16 protein-coding genes are annotated in these 16,123 nt (G+C 37.7%); 5 read left to right on the forward strand and 11 right to left on the reverse strand.

The window, feature by feature from the left end:
* Positions 1-78: 78 nt before the first annotated feature.
* On the forward strand, positions 79-981 hold the full coding sequence (locus NZD88_RS07855; protein WP_259828555.1) for a helix-turn-helix domain-containing protein: 903 nt from the start codon (positions 79-81) through the stop codon (positions 979-981).
* Positions 982-1,455: 474 nt separating this feature from the next.
* Here NZD88_RS07855 and NZD88_RS07860 read toward each other — a convergent pair whose 3' ends face one another.
* From NZD88_RS07860 to lpxK, 6 genes are all read right to left on the reverse strand, one after another.
* Complete coding sequence (locus tag NZD88_RS07860) at positions 1,456-2,928, reverse strand: alpha-amylase (RefSeq protein WP_259828556.1); 1,473 nt, start codon at positions 2,926-2,928, stop codon at positions 1,456-1,458.
* 47 nt (positions 2,929-2,975) lie between these two features.
* Positions 2,976-4,073, reverse strand: a complete 1,098-nt coding sequence (gene dinB, locus NZD88_RS07865; protein WP_169233056.1) for a DNA polymerase IV — start codon at positions 4,071-4,073, stop codon at positions 2,976-2,978.
* 223 nt (positions 4,074-4,296) lie between these two features.
* The gene (locus tag NZD88_RS07870; protein ID WP_259828559.1) at positions 4,297-4,752 is read right to left on the reverse strand and encodes a GNAT family N-acetyltransferase; all 456 of its coding nucleotides are present in this window, start codon (positions 4,750-4,752) and stop codon (positions 4,297-4,299) included.
* Entirely contained in the window at positions 4,752-5,267 is a 516-nt protein-coding gene (locus NZD88_RS07875; RefSeq protein ID WP_259828561.1) for a TlpA family protein disulfide reductase, read from the reverse strand. The genes NZD88_RS07870 and NZD88_RS07875 overlap by 1 nt, the downstream gene beginning before the upstream one ends.
* Before the next feature lie 101 nt (positions 5,268-5,368).
* Positions 5,369-6,184, reverse strand: a complete 816-nt coding sequence (locus tag NZD88_RS07880) for a purine-nucleoside phosphorylase (protein WP_259828562.1) — start codon at positions 6,182-6,184, stop codon at positions 5,369-5,371.
* Positions 6,168-7,193 carry a tetraacyldisaccharide 4'-kinase gene (gene lpxK / locus NZD88_RS07885; protein ID WP_259828564.1) on the reverse strand — a complete coding sequence of 342 codons (1,026 nt, stop codon included), beginning with the start codon at positions 7,191-7,193 and terminating at the stop codon, positions 6,168-6,170. The genes NZD88_RS07880 and lpxK overlap by 17 nt, the downstream gene beginning before the upstream one ends.
* 88 nt (positions 7,194-7,281) lie before the next feature.
* Between lpxK and truA the strand changes: the two genes are divergently transcribed.
* From truA to NZD88_RS07900, 3 genes are all read left to right on the forward strand, one after another.
* Positions 7,282-8,037, forward strand: a complete 756-nt coding sequence (gene truA, locus NZD88_RS07890; RefSeq protein WP_259828570.1) for a tRNA pseudouridine(38-40) synthase TruA — start codon at positions 7,282-7,284, stop codon at positions 8,035-8,037.
* Between the two features lie 228 nt (positions 8,038-8,265).
* Positions 8,266-8,607, forward strand: coding sequence for a hypothetical protein (locus NZD88_RS07895; RefSeq protein ID WP_259828571.1), 342 nt, complete (start codon positions 8,266-8,268; stop codon positions 8,605-8,607).
* A 227-nt stretch (positions 8,608-8,834) separates the two neighbouring features.
* Positions 8,835-10,592: an ABC transporter ATP-binding protein gene (locus tag NZD88_RS07900; protein WP_169232870.1), complete on the forward strand. Its 1,758-nt coding sequence runs from the start codon at positions 8,835-8,837 to the stop codon at positions 10,590-10,592.
* Positions 10,593-10,660: 68 nt separating this feature from the next.
* Here the strand turns inward: NZD88_RS07900 and NZD88_RS07905 are convergent, their stop codons facing one another.
* The 5 genes from NZD88_RS07905 to NZD88_RS07925 all read right to left on the reverse strand — a co-directional run bounded on the left by NZD88_RS07905 (position 10,661) and on the right by NZD88_RS07925 (position 15,235).
* A complete protein-coding gene (locus NZD88_RS07905; protein ID WP_259828573.1) occupies positions 10,661-12,445 on the reverse strand; it encodes a GEVED domain-containing protein in 1,785 nt (594 codons plus the stop codon).
* A 225-nt stretch (positions 12,446-12,670) separates the two neighbouring features.
* Positions 12,671-13,282 (reverse strand): class I SAM-dependent methyltransferase, encoded by a 612-nt coding sequence (locus NZD88_RS07910; RefSeq protein WP_259828575.1) that lies wholly within the window; start codon positions 13,280-13,282, stop codon positions 12,671-12,673.
* A gap of 51 nt (positions 13,283-13,333) precedes the next feature.
* Positions 13,334-13,924: a hypothetical protein gene (locus tag NZD88_RS07915; protein ID WP_259828576.1), complete on the reverse strand. Its 591-nt coding sequence runs from the start codon at positions 13,922-13,924 to the stop codon at positions 13,334-13,336.
* On the reverse strand, positions 13,914-14,384 hold the full coding sequence (locus NZD88_RS07920; RefSeq protein WP_259828578.1) for an RNA polymerase sigma factor: 471 nt from the start codon (positions 14,382-14,384) through the stop codon (positions 13,914-13,916). Before NZD88_RS07920 ends, NZD88_RS07915 begins: the two co-directional genes overlap by 11 nt.
* Positions 14,384-15,235, reverse strand: a complete 852-nt coding sequence (locus NZD88_RS07925; protein ID WP_259828579.1) for an alpha/beta fold hydrolase — start codon at positions 15,233-15,235, stop codon at positions 14,384-14,386. The genes NZD88_RS07920 and NZD88_RS07925 overlap by 1 nt, the downstream gene beginning before the upstream one ends.
* A 636-nt stretch (positions 15,236-15,871) precedes the next feature.
* On the opposite strand from NZD88_RS07925, the gene NZD88_RS07930 reads away from it, so the two are divergent.
* Positions 15,872-16,084 carry a hypothetical protein gene (locus NZD88_RS07930; protein WP_169232864.1) on the forward strand — a complete coding sequence of 71 codons (213 nt, stop codon included), beginning with the start codon at positions 15,872-15,874 and terminating at the stop codon, positions 16,082-16,084.
* Positions 16,085-16,123: the final 39 nt, after the last annotated feature.

The raw sequence follows: 16,123 nt of genomic DNA on the forward strand, positions 1-16,123 counted from the left end.
AATACCTACCAATTTTACAGACATCCTATACAATACGTGAGAAAGTGGTAATTTTGAATAAGATTAAAAAGACAGTCAATGGAAGATCAGGAAGTTGAGAAAGTGAAGAGTGTTTCAGATTACAATAAAATGGTTAATAATGAAACGCTACATCCGCTGGTAAGTGTAGTAGATTTTTCAAAATCTGATCCTATTTGCCAGTACAGAAGAACATATACCTTTTATACTGTTTTTCTGAAAGATGTCATTTGCGGTGATATGCATTACGGCAAACACAGCTACGACTATCAGGAAGGAACGCTGGTCTTCATTGCTCCGGGGCAGGTGAGTGGAGTAACCAACGATGGAAAATCAATACAGCCCGGAGGATATGCATTGCTGTTTCATCCTGATCTGATCAAAGGAACCAATCTCGGCAAAAATATGAATGACTATAGTTTCTTTTCCTATGACGTTCATGAAGCTTTGCATCTCTCAGAAAAAGAAAGAGAGATTGTTTTGGAATGTTTTAAAAACATAAGACTTGAACTCGAACAATCCATTGATAAACACAGCAAATCATTGATTGTGAACAATATTGAACTGTTCTTAAACTACTGTATGCGTTTCTATGACCGTCAGTTTATTACCAGAGATCATATCAATCAGGGTGTGATCGGAAAGTTTGAAAACCTGGTAGATGATTATTTTAAATCGGATAACCCTAAAAATATAGGTTTCCCGATGGTCAATTACTTTGCCGAAAAACTTAACCTTTCTGCTAATTACTTCGGCGACCTGATCAAAAAAGAATTAGGGGTTTCCGCTCAGGAATTTATTCACAATAAACTGATCGATGCAGCGAAGGAGCAGATCTTGAATCCATCAAAATCCATCAGTGAAATTTCTTATGACCTCGGATTTAAATACCCGCAGCATTTTACAAGATTATTCAAAGCCAAAGTAGGCGTTTCTCCAAGTGAATATAAAACACTAAACTGATCATTTTAAAACATAGATAAAAAACATCACGTTCAATATGTTGACATTTTAAAATTGAAGTACAATAAAATCTAAAATTCTTACCCCGAAAGTAATTTACTATACTATTATTTTTGCTGTGAACTATGTAGCCTTATTTAGGTATTTGATTGTATTTATTAATTGATTTGTAGTATTTTATGTATATTTAGTTAACCAAATCTTAAAACATATTAACTATGAAAACAAAAAAGCATCTGAACGCACGAAAACTTAACAGGCAAGAGCTTAAGAATCTAAAAGGAGGCGACATCAACCGCGGCAAGGTGTGCTGTACTTCCAACGAGGACGGCTATTGTTGCGAATGGGCAAGCGATATATGGAATTGCCGGTATATCAATTGCTAAGGCATAGATGATATAGGTAAATTCTTTCAGGCATACATGAACAGAAGAGTACTCCTCCGGTCATGTATGCTTTTTTCATTTCTCAGAATTATTTACTGATCCATACACTTACATTTCCTGCCGGAACCGGGAAATTTCCCCATCCGTTTTCATCGATGATTACTTTTTCCTTAGTCCTTTTTAGCAGATCATAGAATTCTTTTCCGGAATAGCGTTTCCCCATTTCCATTGGTTTACTGTATGCTTCTTTATTGCTGAGAACCACTGCACATCCGGAATGTTCATCATCACCTTCACGCGTCCAGCCGAGGCAATTGGCGTCTTCAAAATAATCTCTCTGTGTTCCGTAAGCATGATCTTTTCTTGCTTTAAGAAGTCCTTCAATGCCGCCTACTTTCTCAAGGAAAATTTCCTGGTCATTCCCATCTCTGCCTTTATCTGTATAATGAGCTCCATAAAGGTCAGGATAAAAGACACAGGGATATCCACTTTCACGAAGCAAAATAAGGGCATAGGCTAATGGTTTGAACCATGCTTCCACCGGAGCTTCAAGATCCTGCAGAGGTTGGGTATCATGATTATCCACAAGACTTACAGAATGCATAGGATCTGCCTGTGTAAGGGTTTCATCAAAAATTCTCCGGAGATCATAAGAACCGCCTTCGTTGGAAGCCGTGTGGAAATTGTTCTGAAGAGAACTGTCAAAAAGGCTCATACATCCTTCCGTTACTTCAATATATTTCTGAAGAAGATTCAGCTGTCCCGGAGCCCAGTATTCTCCGACTGCAAAGATGTTTTTCCCTGAATTGGAGCGGAGCATCGTCAGCCATTCTTTATAAAAATCAAATGAAATGTGTTTTAAGGCATCCAGTCTTACTCCATCAAAATCAGTCAGGTTGAAATACCACTCAGCCCAGGTGTTGAGTTCTTCACGAACAAAAGGATTACGGTGTTCGATGTCGTTATACATCAGATAATCGTAATTTCCTTTCTCATCGTCAATCATCTCTTCCCAGTCGTTACCATACTCAGACTGTATTTTAAAGATGTGGGAATCCATACCTTCAGCATAATCTACACCACTGAAACAGGTGAAATTCCATTCAAAATCAGAATATTTTTTTCCTCTTCCCGGAAATGTAAATTTGGTATAAGATTCTATTTCCATGACGTCGGAGATCATCTTTTCCCGGTTGTTTTCGTCTACTTTTACCGCTTTAAATTTCTCCAGTTCATCGCCACCCGCTTTGTGTCCAAGAACGATATCAACGATGATGTCTATATTTTGTTTTTTTAAAGCTTTAATGGCTTTCAGATAATCATGATGAGTGCCATATTTGGTAGGAAGGCTTCCTTTCTGGTCAAACTCTCCAAGGTCATACAGATCGTAAGCATCATAGCCTACTGAGTAGCCTCCGTTCGTTCCTTTATAGGCGGGGGGAAGCCAAACCGAGGTGATTCCTAATTTTGCCAGATGGTTGGCCTGTTTTTCTGCTTCTTTCCATAACTTTCCATTTCCTTCAGAATACCAGTGGAAAAATTGAATCATCGTCGTGTTCATAGGTTGTGATTTGGTTGGTTCTCTACAAGATAGTGAAAATTTTTCAGCTACTGATTGTCAAACTCTTCGAACGGGATCTTTAGTTGAATGGACACTTGCTTTTTCTCCTCCGTGTTGAGGTGGGAGAGGGACAGACCCAATAATCTTACGGGTTTATCAAAAGGTCTAAGTTCCCAGAGTTTTTTTCCGGTGTTGAAATACTGCTCAGGAGAAGTGAAATAGTCTTCCTTCGTAAAGCTTCTGGTGAAAAGGGAAAAATCTTTGTATTTGATTTTTAAAGTTAAAGCTCTTCCAAGGATATTATTCTTTTGCAACCGTTGATGAAGTTCCTGGCTCAGATGTTCCAGTTTTTCATTGATCTCCTGATCATCAAACAGATCTTCAAAAAAGGTTCTTTCTACAGCGACGCTTTTCTGGATGCGATGAGGTTTTACTTCAGAATTATGAATACCACGCACAACATTGTAATAATAACCTCCCGATTTCCCAAAAAGCCGGACCAGCTCTTCTATCGATCTTTTCTTTAAATCTTTTCCTTTATAAATTCCTAAGCTGAACATTTTATTAGCTGTAACTTTTCCTACACCATAAAATTTTTCAACCGGAAGCTCTTCAAGAAAACCTTCAATTCGATCGGGATGAATGGTCTTCTGTCCATTTGGTTTATTAATGTCGGAAGCTACTTTCGCCAGAAATTTATTGACAGAAATTCCTGCAGAAGCGGTGAGTCCAGTCTGCTCAAATATTTTCTGACGGATCTCTTTGGCGATCTGATTGGCAGATTCTATATCTTTTTTATTTTCCGTAACATCAAGATAGGCCTCATCCAAAGAAAGAGGTTCTACCAAATCTGTATATTCATGAAAAATTTCCCGGATCTGTTTTGATATTTCTTTATAGCGCGCAAAGCGGGGAGGGACAAAAATAATATGCGGACATTTCTCCTTGGCCGTTTTACTGGGCATCGCAGAACGTACACCGTATTTCCTTGCTTCATAGCTAGCAGCTGAAACCACACCACGGTGCTCTCCTCCCACAGCAATAGGCTTTCCCTTGAGTGAAGGGTCATCATGCTGCTCTACAGAAGCATAAAATGCATCCATATCGACATGAATTATTTTACGGGTGGGAAAAGAAGAATCCATACCGCAAAGATATGGATTCATTTATTTTGAATTAAATTCTATTCTATATAAATGCGGTTGAAAGCTGGAAGAAGGAGGCCGGAAGTTACTGTTGGTCAATAATTTTAAACTGTTCCCCTGAAATTGGAGAATTATGTTTAAAAAATGAGTAAAACTTTGCGGTGGCTCTGATTTTGGACTGCAATAACTTTCCTCTTCCAGCTTCAGACTTCTTACTTCATTATTATGTTTTCATTCTCATCGTAACGAGTAATGATTCAAAGCCTGCTTTTTCATAAGCTTTTACTGCAGACTCATTTTCGGCATACACATCCAGTCTGATTTCAGAAATATCTTTGGACTTTGCCCAGCTTATCAGTTCATCAAGAATCAGCTTGTTGACTCCCTTGCCTCTGTGTTCAGGTTTTACATACATAAAACCGAGGTAAGCATATTGATCGAAATTAGAATAATTATTGTCCGGTTTTTTAACCTTTGCATACCCGGAAGCAATGATTTCATGATCCTCTTCCGTGACCAATACTAAGGCATCCTCAGATTGTACCAAATGAAGCAAATCATAATAGTGAATCTCCCCATCCTTAAGTGTACTGTTAAACGGTCTTTCTGCAGCAACAATTCCCTGCTCGAATTCTAAAAGGACCTCCAGATCCTGTTCTGTAGCTTCTCTTGTAATCATTATTTCAAAAGACGGTTTATGGTTTCCTGGATCTCAGGATCTTCCGGTGAAATGGCGTAATATTTTGCAATAGAAGACTTTTGGTCCACAACCATATATCTTGGAATCCAGTTCAGGTCAATATAATTGTTGAAATCATTTTTCCATCCTGAAGCAAACCAGTAGTTATCTTTATCCTTCATATTGAATCTGTCCAGGCTTTTGTTAAAACCTTCTTTTGATCTTTCCAGTGACAGGAACACGAAATCTATATTGGGATTATTTTTCTCAAGTTCTTCAGCTTTAGGAAGTGCTTTTAAACAGTCTCTGCACCATCCGGCCCAGAAATCAATCACTAAAACTTTTCCTTTATGGTGATCCAGAATTTGCTGGATGGTCATATTTTTACCTTCCTCATCTTCCAGCTTTTGTGCTAAAGCCTCTTTGGAGAAACTGGTTTTAAGTACTTTCGGTTGCTGCTGCGAATAGCTCAATCCGAAAAGACTGATCATAAAAATTAATGCTAACTTTTTCATTCTTTCAATTTCATATACAAATCTAAACAATGAAACGCAATTTGAGATTGATTTCTTATGAATTAGGAAAAATTTATGAGATCGAAAATTTCTATAAAGATTTATTGATAGTCTTTCACCAGACCTTTCACTACTGCGATTACATTCGGCATCGCTTTATTGGCTGCATTCAGAACTTCTTCGTGGGAAACGGCAAAAGCAATGTCTGGTCCGCCAAGATCTGTAATTACGGAAATACAGAAAGCATCCATACCCATATGTTTGGCCACAATGACTTCTGGAACGGTACTCATTCCCACCATATCGCCACCAATGGCTTTAATCATGCCGTATTCAGCCGGTGTTTCAAAAGTCGGGCCCTGTAACGCAACATAAACGCCCTGATGAATTTTAATATTGTTTTCAGAAGCCGCTTTTTCAGCCACTTCGATCATTTTTTTGTTATACGGTTCGCTCATATCCACAAAACGTGGTCCGAACGATTCAATATTTTTGCCACGAAGCGGATGTTCAGGCATCATATTGATATGGTCTTTTAAAATAACGATATCTGCAACACGGTAAGCCGGATTCACACCTCCGCAAGCATTGGAAAGGATGAGGTTTTTAATACCCAGCAGATGAAAAACTCTTATGGGAAAAGTTACTGTTTCCATAGAATGGCCTTCGTAGTAATGAAAACGTCCGCTCATCATCAGAACTTTTTTGCCTTCGAGGATTCCAAAAATTAATTTTCCGCCATGTCCAACGACAGTCGTTTGGGGAAAGTTAGGGATTTCAGGGTATTCTAAAATATGGATGGCTTCCACTTCATCCTGCAGTTTTCCCAGCCCGGATCCTAAAATGATCGCAAAATCTGGTGTTTCTTTGATAATAGCTTTAATGAAATCGGCAGTCTGCTTAATTTTTTCTAACATAATCTAAGATGATTTGATTGAATTCTTCCTTTTTATCAATAACGACATTGATAGGCCAGTAGTAAACAATTTCTCTAAGATAATCAAAAGTTTTCAGACGTACATAATCTTTCTCCGTAGTCAGGATCAGTTTGTATTCCCCTAATTTTCTATATTCTGCAGTGATCTTTTTAATGTCATCATCTGTAAAATTATGGTGGTCTCTGAATTTTAAATGTTTAACCCGCTGTGAGAATTTCGCCAGATGCTCAAGAAGAGGTTTGGGATTGGCGATTCCAGTGATCAGGAGGATGTCATAGTAATTCAGGTTGTTGTCCGGAAGCATTTTGTCTCTACCGTACACATTTTCGTCATAACCGATGGATGAAAAGAATACTTTTTGGTTGTAGGAAGGTCTTATCCTTGAAATATAATATCGCTTGGTTTCTTCGGTAAGCTCATCAGGACATTTGCTGACCATAATGATATCTGCTCTTTTTGACCCATGTCGGGATTCTCTCAAGTCTCCGGCTGGAAGAAGATGATCTTTAAAATAAGGATCATTAAAATCCGTCATCAGAATATTAAACCCAGCTTTGATTGCCCTGTGCTGTAAAGCATCATCAAGGACAAGGACATCAAGGTCCATATCTGCGATCACTTTTTTGGCTCCGGGAACTCTTTCCTCTGAAACGGCAATGACGAAACGGTTTTTGAAACGCTCAAAAAGCTGCATGGCTTCATCGCCCACTACTTTGTAATTGCTTTCATAATTCGTTACTTCGTAGCCTTTGCTCAGTCTTCCGTATCCGCGCGAAAGCACGCCTGTCCTGTAATGTTTGGACAGGTATTGAGCAAGATACATCACCATAGGCGATTTTCCGCTTCCGCCCACAGAAAGGTTCCCGACATTGATTATCGGGGTCTTGAACTTAGTCGTCTTTAAAACTCCCAGATCATACATTGTGTTTCGGATACCCGTTACCAAATGATAACCAAGGGAAAAAGGATAAAGGTACCATCTTTTCATACGTTTGCAAAAATAGGAATTTTCGTAAGGATTTTGTGTAATATTCTCAAAGACTTTTCAATAAATATTTCATTAAATTAAAGTATTTTTGTGGAGTTATTTTAATACATTGAGATACTTTATAGAATTTTCTTACAACGGGAAAAATTATTTCGGTTACCAGATACAGCCGGATGCCATTTCTGTACAGGAAGAGCTTGAAAAAGCGCTTTCCACCATATTACGGGAAGAGATCAAAACAACAGGTGCCGGACGAACGGATACCGGTGTTCATGCCAAAAAAATATTTGCCCATTTCGATACAGAGAAAGAGGTGAATGTAATCAATCTTCCTTATAAACTGAACAGTTTCCTGCCGCCTGATATATCCATAAAAAAAATGTTTCAGGTAAAAGATGATTTCCATGCCCGTTTCGATGCGACGTACAGAACGTATGAGTATTATATTTCTCTCGCAAAAAATCCCTTTACCCAGGAATCTGCATGGCAACACTGGAAAAGACCGCTTGATATTCACAAAATGAATGAAGCCTGTAAAATTCTGTTTGAATATGAGGATTTTACAAGTTTTGCGAAATTAAAGACGGACAACAAAACCAACATCTGCAAAATGTACAAAGCAGAGTGGGAGCAGGATGGAACAGAACTTAAATTTACGGTTTCCGCCAACCGTTTCCTCAGAAATATGGTCCGTGCTATCGTAGGAACCATGGTGGAAATAGGAAGCGGTAAAATAAAACCCGAAGATCTGCGTAAAATTATCGAAGATAAACACAGGAATGCTGCAGGAACCTCTGCTCCGGGTCACGGACTGTTTCTTGTGGATGTAGGCTACGAATTTTAGTCAGGAGAAAACTGGACCCATCTAATCATTCATAGTTTCTGTATATTATTCTGTTTGTTCACAATACAGAAAAATTTATTATTTTAGCAGGATAACTATTTCCATGAAAAGATTCTTTAAATCCCCTTTCTTTAGCATAAAGTGTTCTTTGGTGGAAATAGAAAAAGTACTAAACGTATGATGAATTCAGGATAGGCCTGAATTTTCTGCTATTATAAAACACGAATTATGTTATCAATTTTTATTCTTATCGGAGCGTACCGTTACTACGCACAGCTTGCCGAAAAGTTCGGGAAAACAAAATGGCACTACGGCCTTTTAGCAATTGGAGTATACCTGGGAACTCAGCTGTTCTTTGGGTTTTCTTACGGGATTTATAAAGGAATTACAGATCCTGCTTCCCTTGACGGAGTAAACTATACTGGTTTTTCTGTAATCAATATCATTAGCTGGATCATTTCCATTGCGGCGGTATATGGAGTTTACCAGCTTCTTGAAAAGAGACTTATGAAGGAAAATGTTAATAAACCTTCTCTGGAAATTGAAAAGATTGGAGATAAGGATTTATAAATAGCAGATGGCTGAGCTTCCAAAAGCTACTGGATATATTGGTTTCCAGTGCCTCAGCCAACTGTCATGCTCACTTATCTGTTTATGGAAATCCGCCAAAATATATTCATATTGTAAATAACCGTTATCTGGAATTTTCTATGACGATTTGATGAACTTGTAAAGGTTGTCAAATTATAAAGTCTTATTTTTGCATAGAATTTTAAATTCTTTCTTCAACTCGTACAATGAAAAAACAAGATACCTGGGGGATTGTTAAGAGGTTATTTTTTATTGGAATGAAATTCCGTTCCTGGTTCATCCTTACTTTAATAATTTCCGTCATACTGTCCATAGTTTCTACGTATAGACCTTATCTTACCATGCAGGTGGTAGATAATGATATCACCAAGCTGAAGGATAATGCTTTGATGATGAAGCATATCTACATCCTTGTAGGTCTGGTTTTTGCTGAAACTATTTTAAACTTTTTCTTAGTTTATTTTTCAAACTATATTTCGCAGAACGTGATCCGTGACATTCGGGAGAGGCTTTATGCGAAGCTGATTTATTTCAGAACATCATTTTTTGATAAAACGCCTATCGGACAGCTTGTAACCCGTGCTGTAGGTGATGTAGAGACAATTGCAACGGTTTATACGGATGGTTTCCTGATGGTCTTCGGGGATATCCTGAGAATTGTATTCGTTTTGATCATGATGTTCAGTACGAATGTCCATCTGAGTTATATTACTTTGGCGATCCTTCCTTTAATGGTGATGATTACCAGGTTTTTCCAGAAAAGACTGAAAAAAGCTTTCGGGGATGAAAGAACCTGGACGGCCAATCAAAACTCTTTCGTTCAGGAAAGACTGGCGGGAATGTCCATTATTCAGGTGTTCAACAGACAGGACGCTGAGTTTAAAAAATTTGATGATATTAATATCACCCTGAAAACTGCTTTACTGAGAACGGTTTTCATCTTCTCCTTATTCTTCCCGGTTGTGGAACTGATCTCCTCATTATTCATCGGGTTTATCCTGTTTTATGGAGGGTATATTACGATCAGTGCCGGTGTTGTGATCGCATTTATTCAGTATATCTCAATGCTGATCCGTCCGTTGAGACAGATCGCAGACCGTTTCAATAATATCCAGAGAGGTATTGTGGGAGCAGAAAGAGTATTGGGTGTGATGGATGAGGATTATGCTATGCCGAATACAGGAATTGTGAAGAAAGATCATTTTGACGGTAAAATTGAATTCGAAAACGTTCGTTTTGCTTATGATGATAAACAGGAAGTCCTGAAAGGAATTGATTTTAAAGTAAATCCAGGAGAAACAGTTGCCATTGTGGGGGCTACAGGTGCCGGTAAATCTACGATCATCAGTCTTATCACCAGGCTTTATGATATTAATTCCGGAAGGATTGTGATTGATGATGTTGAGGTAAAAGATTATGAACTCTATAACCTGAGAAGTCATATCGGTGTGGTGCTTCAGGATGTATTCCTTTTCCATGGAAGTATCTTTGAAAACCTTGCCTTTGGTGATGAGAGCGTTACTTTGGAAAAAATAAAAGCAGGAGCGAAAGAAATTGAAGTAGATCAGTTTATCGAGCAGCTTCCGGGTGGTTATGATTTTGTGGTAAGCGAAAGAGGTTCCTCTATTTCTTTAGGACAGAGACAATTGTTGTCTTTCCTTAGAGCTTATTTATCAGATCCTAAAATTCTGATTCTGGATGAAGCTACTTCTTCTATAGATCATGAAAGTGAGAAACTGATCCAGAGAGCCACGGAAAAGATTACTAAAAATAGAACTTCAATTATCATTGCCCATAGACTTTCCACCATCGAAAAGGCAGATAAAATTATTGTTATGGAACATGGGAAAATAGTGGAAGAAGGAAAACATTTGGAACTTCTTGACAAGAACGGATATTATTCAACGCTTTATAAAGCCCAGCTGAGACACGAAGTAGAACTGGAAGAAGAACAGCAATCATAGTCAATTGACTGTATATAAAAATAAAAAGAGAGCCTTTAAGCTCTCTTTTCCATTTGAATGGGGTTTTCTTAAAATTTTAATTTCTTAGTAACTACTTTTCCGTTTTCCAGAACCGCGGTTACTGTTAAGATCGTATTTTTTTCGTTGACAGGGAATCTGAATTCAGATGATTTTATATCTGTCCTGCTGGTAAGCAGCCTTCCCGAAGCATCGTAGATATGCAGGGTGGAGATTTTCAGGTCACTTTTAACATATACAGAATTTTCGTCTTTCGTAATCTCTGTGGTGTTTTTCTTACCCGTATTTTCTACAGATAATACAGTCTGGCGGTCAATGATCACTGAATAATCTTCTACCTGTCCGTATTTTGGAGTAGAGCAAGCAGTAACCGCTGTTCCGTTAAATTCTCCAATCACTCTCATTCTTAAAGGAGTATTGGCAACGGCACTTGCCGGCGGAGTTACCGATGCCGTAGCAACAGAACCGCTGCTGATTCCACTTTGATTAAGCACAAGTTCCGTAGTTTCATTGAATTGTCCGTCGTTATTATAATCGATATATGCTTTTATAATATGGGCATTGCTTGTTCCCGGTGCAATAGTAAGCGTAGTTGCCGTATTGGATGGAATATTGGTTTTTGATACGCCAGAACAGTAGTTTCCGGTAAAGTTTTCGTAAAAATTATTAGAAGCCTGTTTGTAGTTGGCAGAGTAATTATTAATGTTGGCAAATTTCACAGAAGTAACACCAATGTTGAAGTTTCCGGGATTCGTCATGGAAGTCGGAGTACAAGTTGCTGTTAAAACAGAGCTGTTGTTAGGAGTCGTGGAAGAAGCCACAGGAGAGTTGATTAAAGACTGTCTGTACTGCAACAGCTGTGCGGTGGCTCTATCTGCCTGTCCTAGGGTAAACAGGTTTCTGAAACAGTAGGTATAAGCCATAACATTTTTCTCTCCACCTGCGTATATTTGGGTAGTACAAGGATTGATTTGCCCTGTTTGGCAGCTACTGGGAACAGAAGAGTGGTAAAGACTTTTCATTGGTTCAGTATCACATACCAGATCTCCCTGAAGCGTGCAGTCGGTATTGGTAGGGCAGGCTCCTGTAGATTCATTGTAGCCTTCATGAGTATGACGTAAACCAAGGGCATGTCCGAATTCATGGGCTAAAGTCTGTGCATTGACTGCAGAAGCGTTGGTAGACATGAAAGAATAATCATTACTGCCTCCCGGATAATAAGCAAATCCGTTTAATCCTCCAGAATTGGAAGTCAGTTTTTTAATCACATAAATATTATAATACTTGCTGGTATCCCACATTCCTAAAGCGGTGATTTCAGAAGCTGTTACCGCATTGGTCGTATTGTCATTATTGACCCCGCCGCTTACATATTTAGGCAGATGGGAAGCATTGATCCTGTTGATTCCGTTTGTGGTATTGCAGCTGGGATCTACTTTGGCAAAAACAAATTTTACAGGGAGTATCGCACTGGTTCCGGACATTCCGCTGGAAGCATTTCCCGAAAATACACCGTTGGTATAATTAACCCATGCTATAATATCTGCATCAGATTTGTTATTGACGGTTCCAATAGCACTTCCGTCGCCTACCACATGGACAACGACAGGGATTTCATAGACCTGTTTTTTATTTAAAGTGTTAGAAAATTTCCCGCTTTTGATCAGTTTTGATAATTCTAAATTAAAGGCATCATCCTGAGCTTTCTGTTCCGGATACCTTTCATAGTGCTTTCGCATTAATTCATCGGTTCCACACTCCTGGAATTCGACCTTTTGTGAATAAAAATTGGAGCATAAAGCCCCTGAAATAATTAAAAATAGTAGTTTTTTCATAATTTTTTATATTCATATTTTTCGTGATTTAAAAATAGTTAAAAAAATAATAAATTGCCATTTTTTCTATGTTGTTGATTTAGAATGCTTAAGATTATTTTGAAAAGATCATGGAAACATGAAAAATACAGACATATATAAAAAAGAAAACCAGGGCGTGTACCCTGGTTTATGTATAGTTAATAGTAAAAGAAAAAATAATGGTAAAATGTAGGGATCAGAAGGCTAATTTTTTTTAAAACTGCAAAACACAAAACTCTGTACAGTACCAAATGGAGTGGTGTGGTTTTCTGTAAGGCATTTTATTTTTTCAAAACCTGCCTCAAACTTGACAGACAATGATTCGTCATCATACTGCTGAATATCCAGTCCGCTGCACTTTATCGGGCCGTTTTTGGAGAAAGTTCCTATAATCATGAAGCCTGTGACATTTTTTTCAGTTGTACGGGTATATTTTGAGACCTGTTCCGGGGTGGTCAAAAAATGAAATGCAGCCCTGTCATGCCAGATGTCGTAGGTTTCATCAGTTTCATATTCTGTAATGTCGGAGACGATCCATTTTACTTTTTCAGCTTCACTTCCCAATCTTGCTTTTGCTTTTTCCAAAGCTTTTTCCGAAATGTCGAGGACGGTGATGTTTCTGTAGCCTTCATTCAGTAAAAAATCAACAAGATGACTGTCTCCGCCTCCTATATCAATGATCCCGGCATCTTTTCCCAATCCGAAAGAGCGAATGAAATCAAGTGAAGTCTGTGGTTTTTCCTGTGTCCAGCTTACCTGGTCCGGATTTTTGGTCTCATACACATGCTCCCAGTGTTTTTTGTTGGCGTCTTCCATTCTTTAGATTGTTAATAATTGTCGTAAGATAAACTTAATACCAGCCGGAAGTTAATCTTTCAACTGATCATTAATTTCTTCAAATTTATTAATTAATCCATTAAGTTTTGCCTGTTGCTTCTTTATGGTTTTTGGTCTTAAATAAAACCAGTTGAAAGCTATCCACAAAAAAGTGAGTCCATACGCAGTAACTGCATATACCATCTTCATTCTTGAAGCATATTCATACATATACAGACTTATTCCGGCGAACAGCATAATGAAGTAGAGATTCAGCATGGTGGTCTGCATAAATTTCTGTTTGTTCTTCAGAGAATACAGGCTGTTTAAGTATTCTGTATTTGTCTGGGTGCTATCTAGTTTATGAAAGTTCATAAACAACTGGTTATAAGCGAACAGGAAAATAACCATGGCCAGAATGACCAATACAATTCCTATTTTCGTTGTAGCCAGTTGAGGCTGGTAATGATACCAGATCAGTCCTATAAATATACTGGTTACGATCAGCAAAATATTGGTAATGATTAATCTACGTATATTTTCTTTCCTGAATTTTTTCAACCTGCCAAGCAGTTCTTCTATGCTGGGTTTCTCCACAGTCTGTTGTTTCCAGAGGTTTTTAAAATCTATATTAGTAGCCATTTTCTTTGAATCTTTTTGTTAATTTTTCTTTTATCCTGTGAATTCTTACCCGTATATTGGATTCAGATAGTCCCACAATGCCAGCAATTTCTGTCTGCTTTACTTCTTCCAGTTCCAGCGAAATAATAATCCGGTCTGTTTCAGGAAGCTCAGAAATAAACTGATAGAGCATCTGGATCTGCGGTTCAAGAGATTCCTGCTTTTTTTCTTCGAGATGAACGGGAAGATCAGCTTTCGTAAATCTTTTCTCCTTTTCGATCTGTTTTAAACAGTTATTCGAAGCAATTCTAAAGATCCATGTTCCGATGCTGGATTCATTTCTGAATTTTGGAAGCTGGCGCCAAACAATAATGAAGGTTTCCTGTGCGAGATCCTGCGCCAGTTCAGAATTGTTTACATATCCCATGCACAAACGGAATATCTTCTGCCAGTAGAGTTCATATATATCTTCAAATACCATTATTTTGATGATAAAAAGTTATTTAACTGTTCAAAGTACCATTCTTTGTCGTCATACATGATAAAATGAAGCCCTTTTGAAGCGTATCTCATATCTGCCCATTTTAAATTTTTATATTGGCTTTCAATAGCCGGCTTGAAATTGACAAAATAAGATTCCAGCAGGATAAGGGAAGGACACTGAATAGTCTGTATTTTTTCCCTAAGGTCCGTATTGGAGAAATCACAGTACATCTTTGCAAATGTTGTCCTGTCCGACTTCATGCTCCAGCTAATAACTGTTTCCTGCATCGAAGGATCGGCTACAAGACGGGGGATTGTGCCGGTTTGCATTTGTTTAAACTGTTCATCACTCATTGCTTTCAATGTATTGATGGTTGAGGTGCAGTCATTATTCTCCTTAGATTTAAAATTGGGATCCGACAGTGCAGCCAGACACGGAAGGGCGTCTACAACAACTATTTTGGAAACCAATTCAGGATAATCTGCTGCTAATGCCATAGCCAGGCCGCCTCCCATACTGTGTCCGATGATAATCGGTTTTTCAATTTTCTGGTCCTTTATATACTCAGCAATTCCTTTTTCCCAGTCTTTAAAATTGGCATCTGCCAATGGTTTTACTCCGGCAAATCCTTTCATTGTTAATACATAGCAGGAGAATTTCTTGTCAAACTGAGTGACGGTGTCATTCCATACCTCTCCGGAAGAAGCAAAACCAGGAATAAATATGATAGACTGGTTACCTTGTCCTGTCTTTTTTACTTCAAAAGGATAGGTTTTTGTTTGTCCAAATATATTGCATACCGCTGCAAAAACTAATACCAGGATAAAGAAGATTTTGTATTTTTTCATTGTATAAAATTTTAATGTGAATCTGCCTTTTAGAGACGGTCTTTTTTAAAATGTTACAAAATGTTTTAAATTATTTTATAAAATTATGTTTAAATATAATGGGATAAGAGTTTTGTTATTTTGAAACTGTTGCTGATCCACTGTTATTGCAAGGAACGAAGTGATCCACAAACATCAATTTCAAATCCCGAAAATCACCATCAATATTTTTCTTTCTCTTGCTGGAAATTTTTAATTTTCTTGTGCTTCAAAACGCGATACCACGAAAAATCGTTGCGACATTGCGCTATTTTAGCAAATTTTCCATCAATTTTCCTGATCATATTGAACTAAAGCAACATATCCCAATGGTTTATCCTGTTCAAAAGAAGATTTGTTTTTTTTGATTGTTTTTCCTGAATTAATCGGCTTTTTAACTAGATTTTCTATACAATTTTATTGGCTTTAATTTATTTTATTATTCTCAAAAAATGTAAAATCCTTATGAAAATCTAAAATTTGATAAAAAAACAGCATTTACCTAATGATTATATTGAAAAATTCACTAATTTTATTATAAATTTAGAACATGCCCCAGGCGAATGAAGGGTGTAAAGTCTAAAGTTGAATTTTTTAACTAAAAATCCAAAAATATAAATGAGCAATATACAAGATGAATTTAAAGTCTTTAAAGACGAACTGAAAAAACTGAATATCGATGTACAGAAAGTAGTGAAAGTAGGAAACGGAAGTATGGATTTCCATGAAGTTTTTTACAAGTCACCAAGATATCAGGATGTGAAAAGTGTATATGTCCAGCGCCATAATCTGGATAGCATGGTGGAGAAATTTAAAAAGGCTTACCATTAAAAATAAAACTGGGCGCCGCAGATTTTCTGCGGCGCCCAG

It is taken from the genome of Chryseobacterium pyrolae, from assembly GCF_025153485.1.
In the GTDB taxonomy this organism is placed as follows: Bacteria; Bacteroidota; Bacteroidia; order Flavobacteriales; family Weeksellaceae; genus Chryseobacterium; species Chryseobacterium antibioticum.

Bases quoted from the DNA above. Each gene is read 5' to 3' on its own strand.
- NZD88_RS07870 (WP_259828559.1), bottom strand. From the start codon at position 4,752: ATGATTACAAGAGAAGCTACAGAACAGGATCTGGAGGTCCTTTTAGAA.
- NZD88_RS07915 (WP_259828576.1), bottom strand. From the start codon at position 13,924: ATGGCTACTAATATAGATTTTAAAAACCTCTGGAAACAACAGACTGTG.
- NZD88_RS07900 (WP_169232870.1), top strand. From the start codon at position 8,835: ATGAAAAAACAAGATACCTGGGGGATTGTTAAGAGGTTATTTTTTATT.
- NZD88_RS07920 (WP_259828578.1), bottom strand. From the start codon at position 14,384: ATGGTATTTGAAGATATATATGAACTCTACTGGCAGAAGATATTCCGT.
- NZD88_RS07895 (WP_259828571.1), top strand. From the start codon at position 8,266: ATGTTATCAATTTTTATTCTTATCGGAGCGTACCGTTACTACGCACAG.
- NZD88_RS07930 (WP_169232864.1), top strand. From the start codon at position 15,872: ATGAGCAATATACAAGATGAATTTAAAGTCTTTAAAGACGAACTGAAA.
- NZD88_RS07875 (WP_259828561.1), bottom strand. From the start codon at position 5,267: ATGAAAAAGTTAGCATTAATTTTTATGATCAGTCTTTTCGGATTGAGC.
- NZD88_RS07880 (WP_259828562.1), bottom strand. From the start codon at position 6,184: ATGTTAGAAAAAATTAAGCAGACTGCCGATTTCATTAAAGCTATTATC.
- NZD88_RS07860 (WP_259828556.1), bottom strand. From the start codon at position 2,928: ATGAACACGACGATGATTCAATTTTTCCACTGGTATTCTGAAGGAAAT.
- NZD88_RS07925 (WP_259828579.1), bottom strand. From the start codon at position 15,235: ATGAAAAAATACAAAATCTTCTTTATCCTGGTATTAGTTTTTGCAGCG.
- dinB (WP_169233056.1), bottom strand. From the start codon at position 4,073: ATGGATTCTTCTTTTCCCACCCGTAAAATAATTCATGTCGATATGGAT.
- NZD88_RS07855 (WP_259828555.1), top strand. From the start codon at position 79: ATGGAAGATCAGGAAGTTGAGAAAGTGAAGAGTGTTTCAGATTACAAT.
- NZD88_RS07910 (WP_259828575.1), bottom strand. From the start codon at position 13,282: ATGGAAGACGCCAACAAAAAACACTGGGAGCATGTGTATGAGACCAAA.
- NZD88_RS07905 (WP_259828573.1), bottom strand. From the start codon at position 12,445: ATGAAAAAACTACTATTTTTAATTATTTCAGGGGCTTTATGCTCCAAT.
- lpxK (WP_259828564.1), bottom strand. From the start codon at position 7,193: ATGAAAAGATGGTACCTTTATCCTTTTTCCCTTGGTTATCATTTGGTA.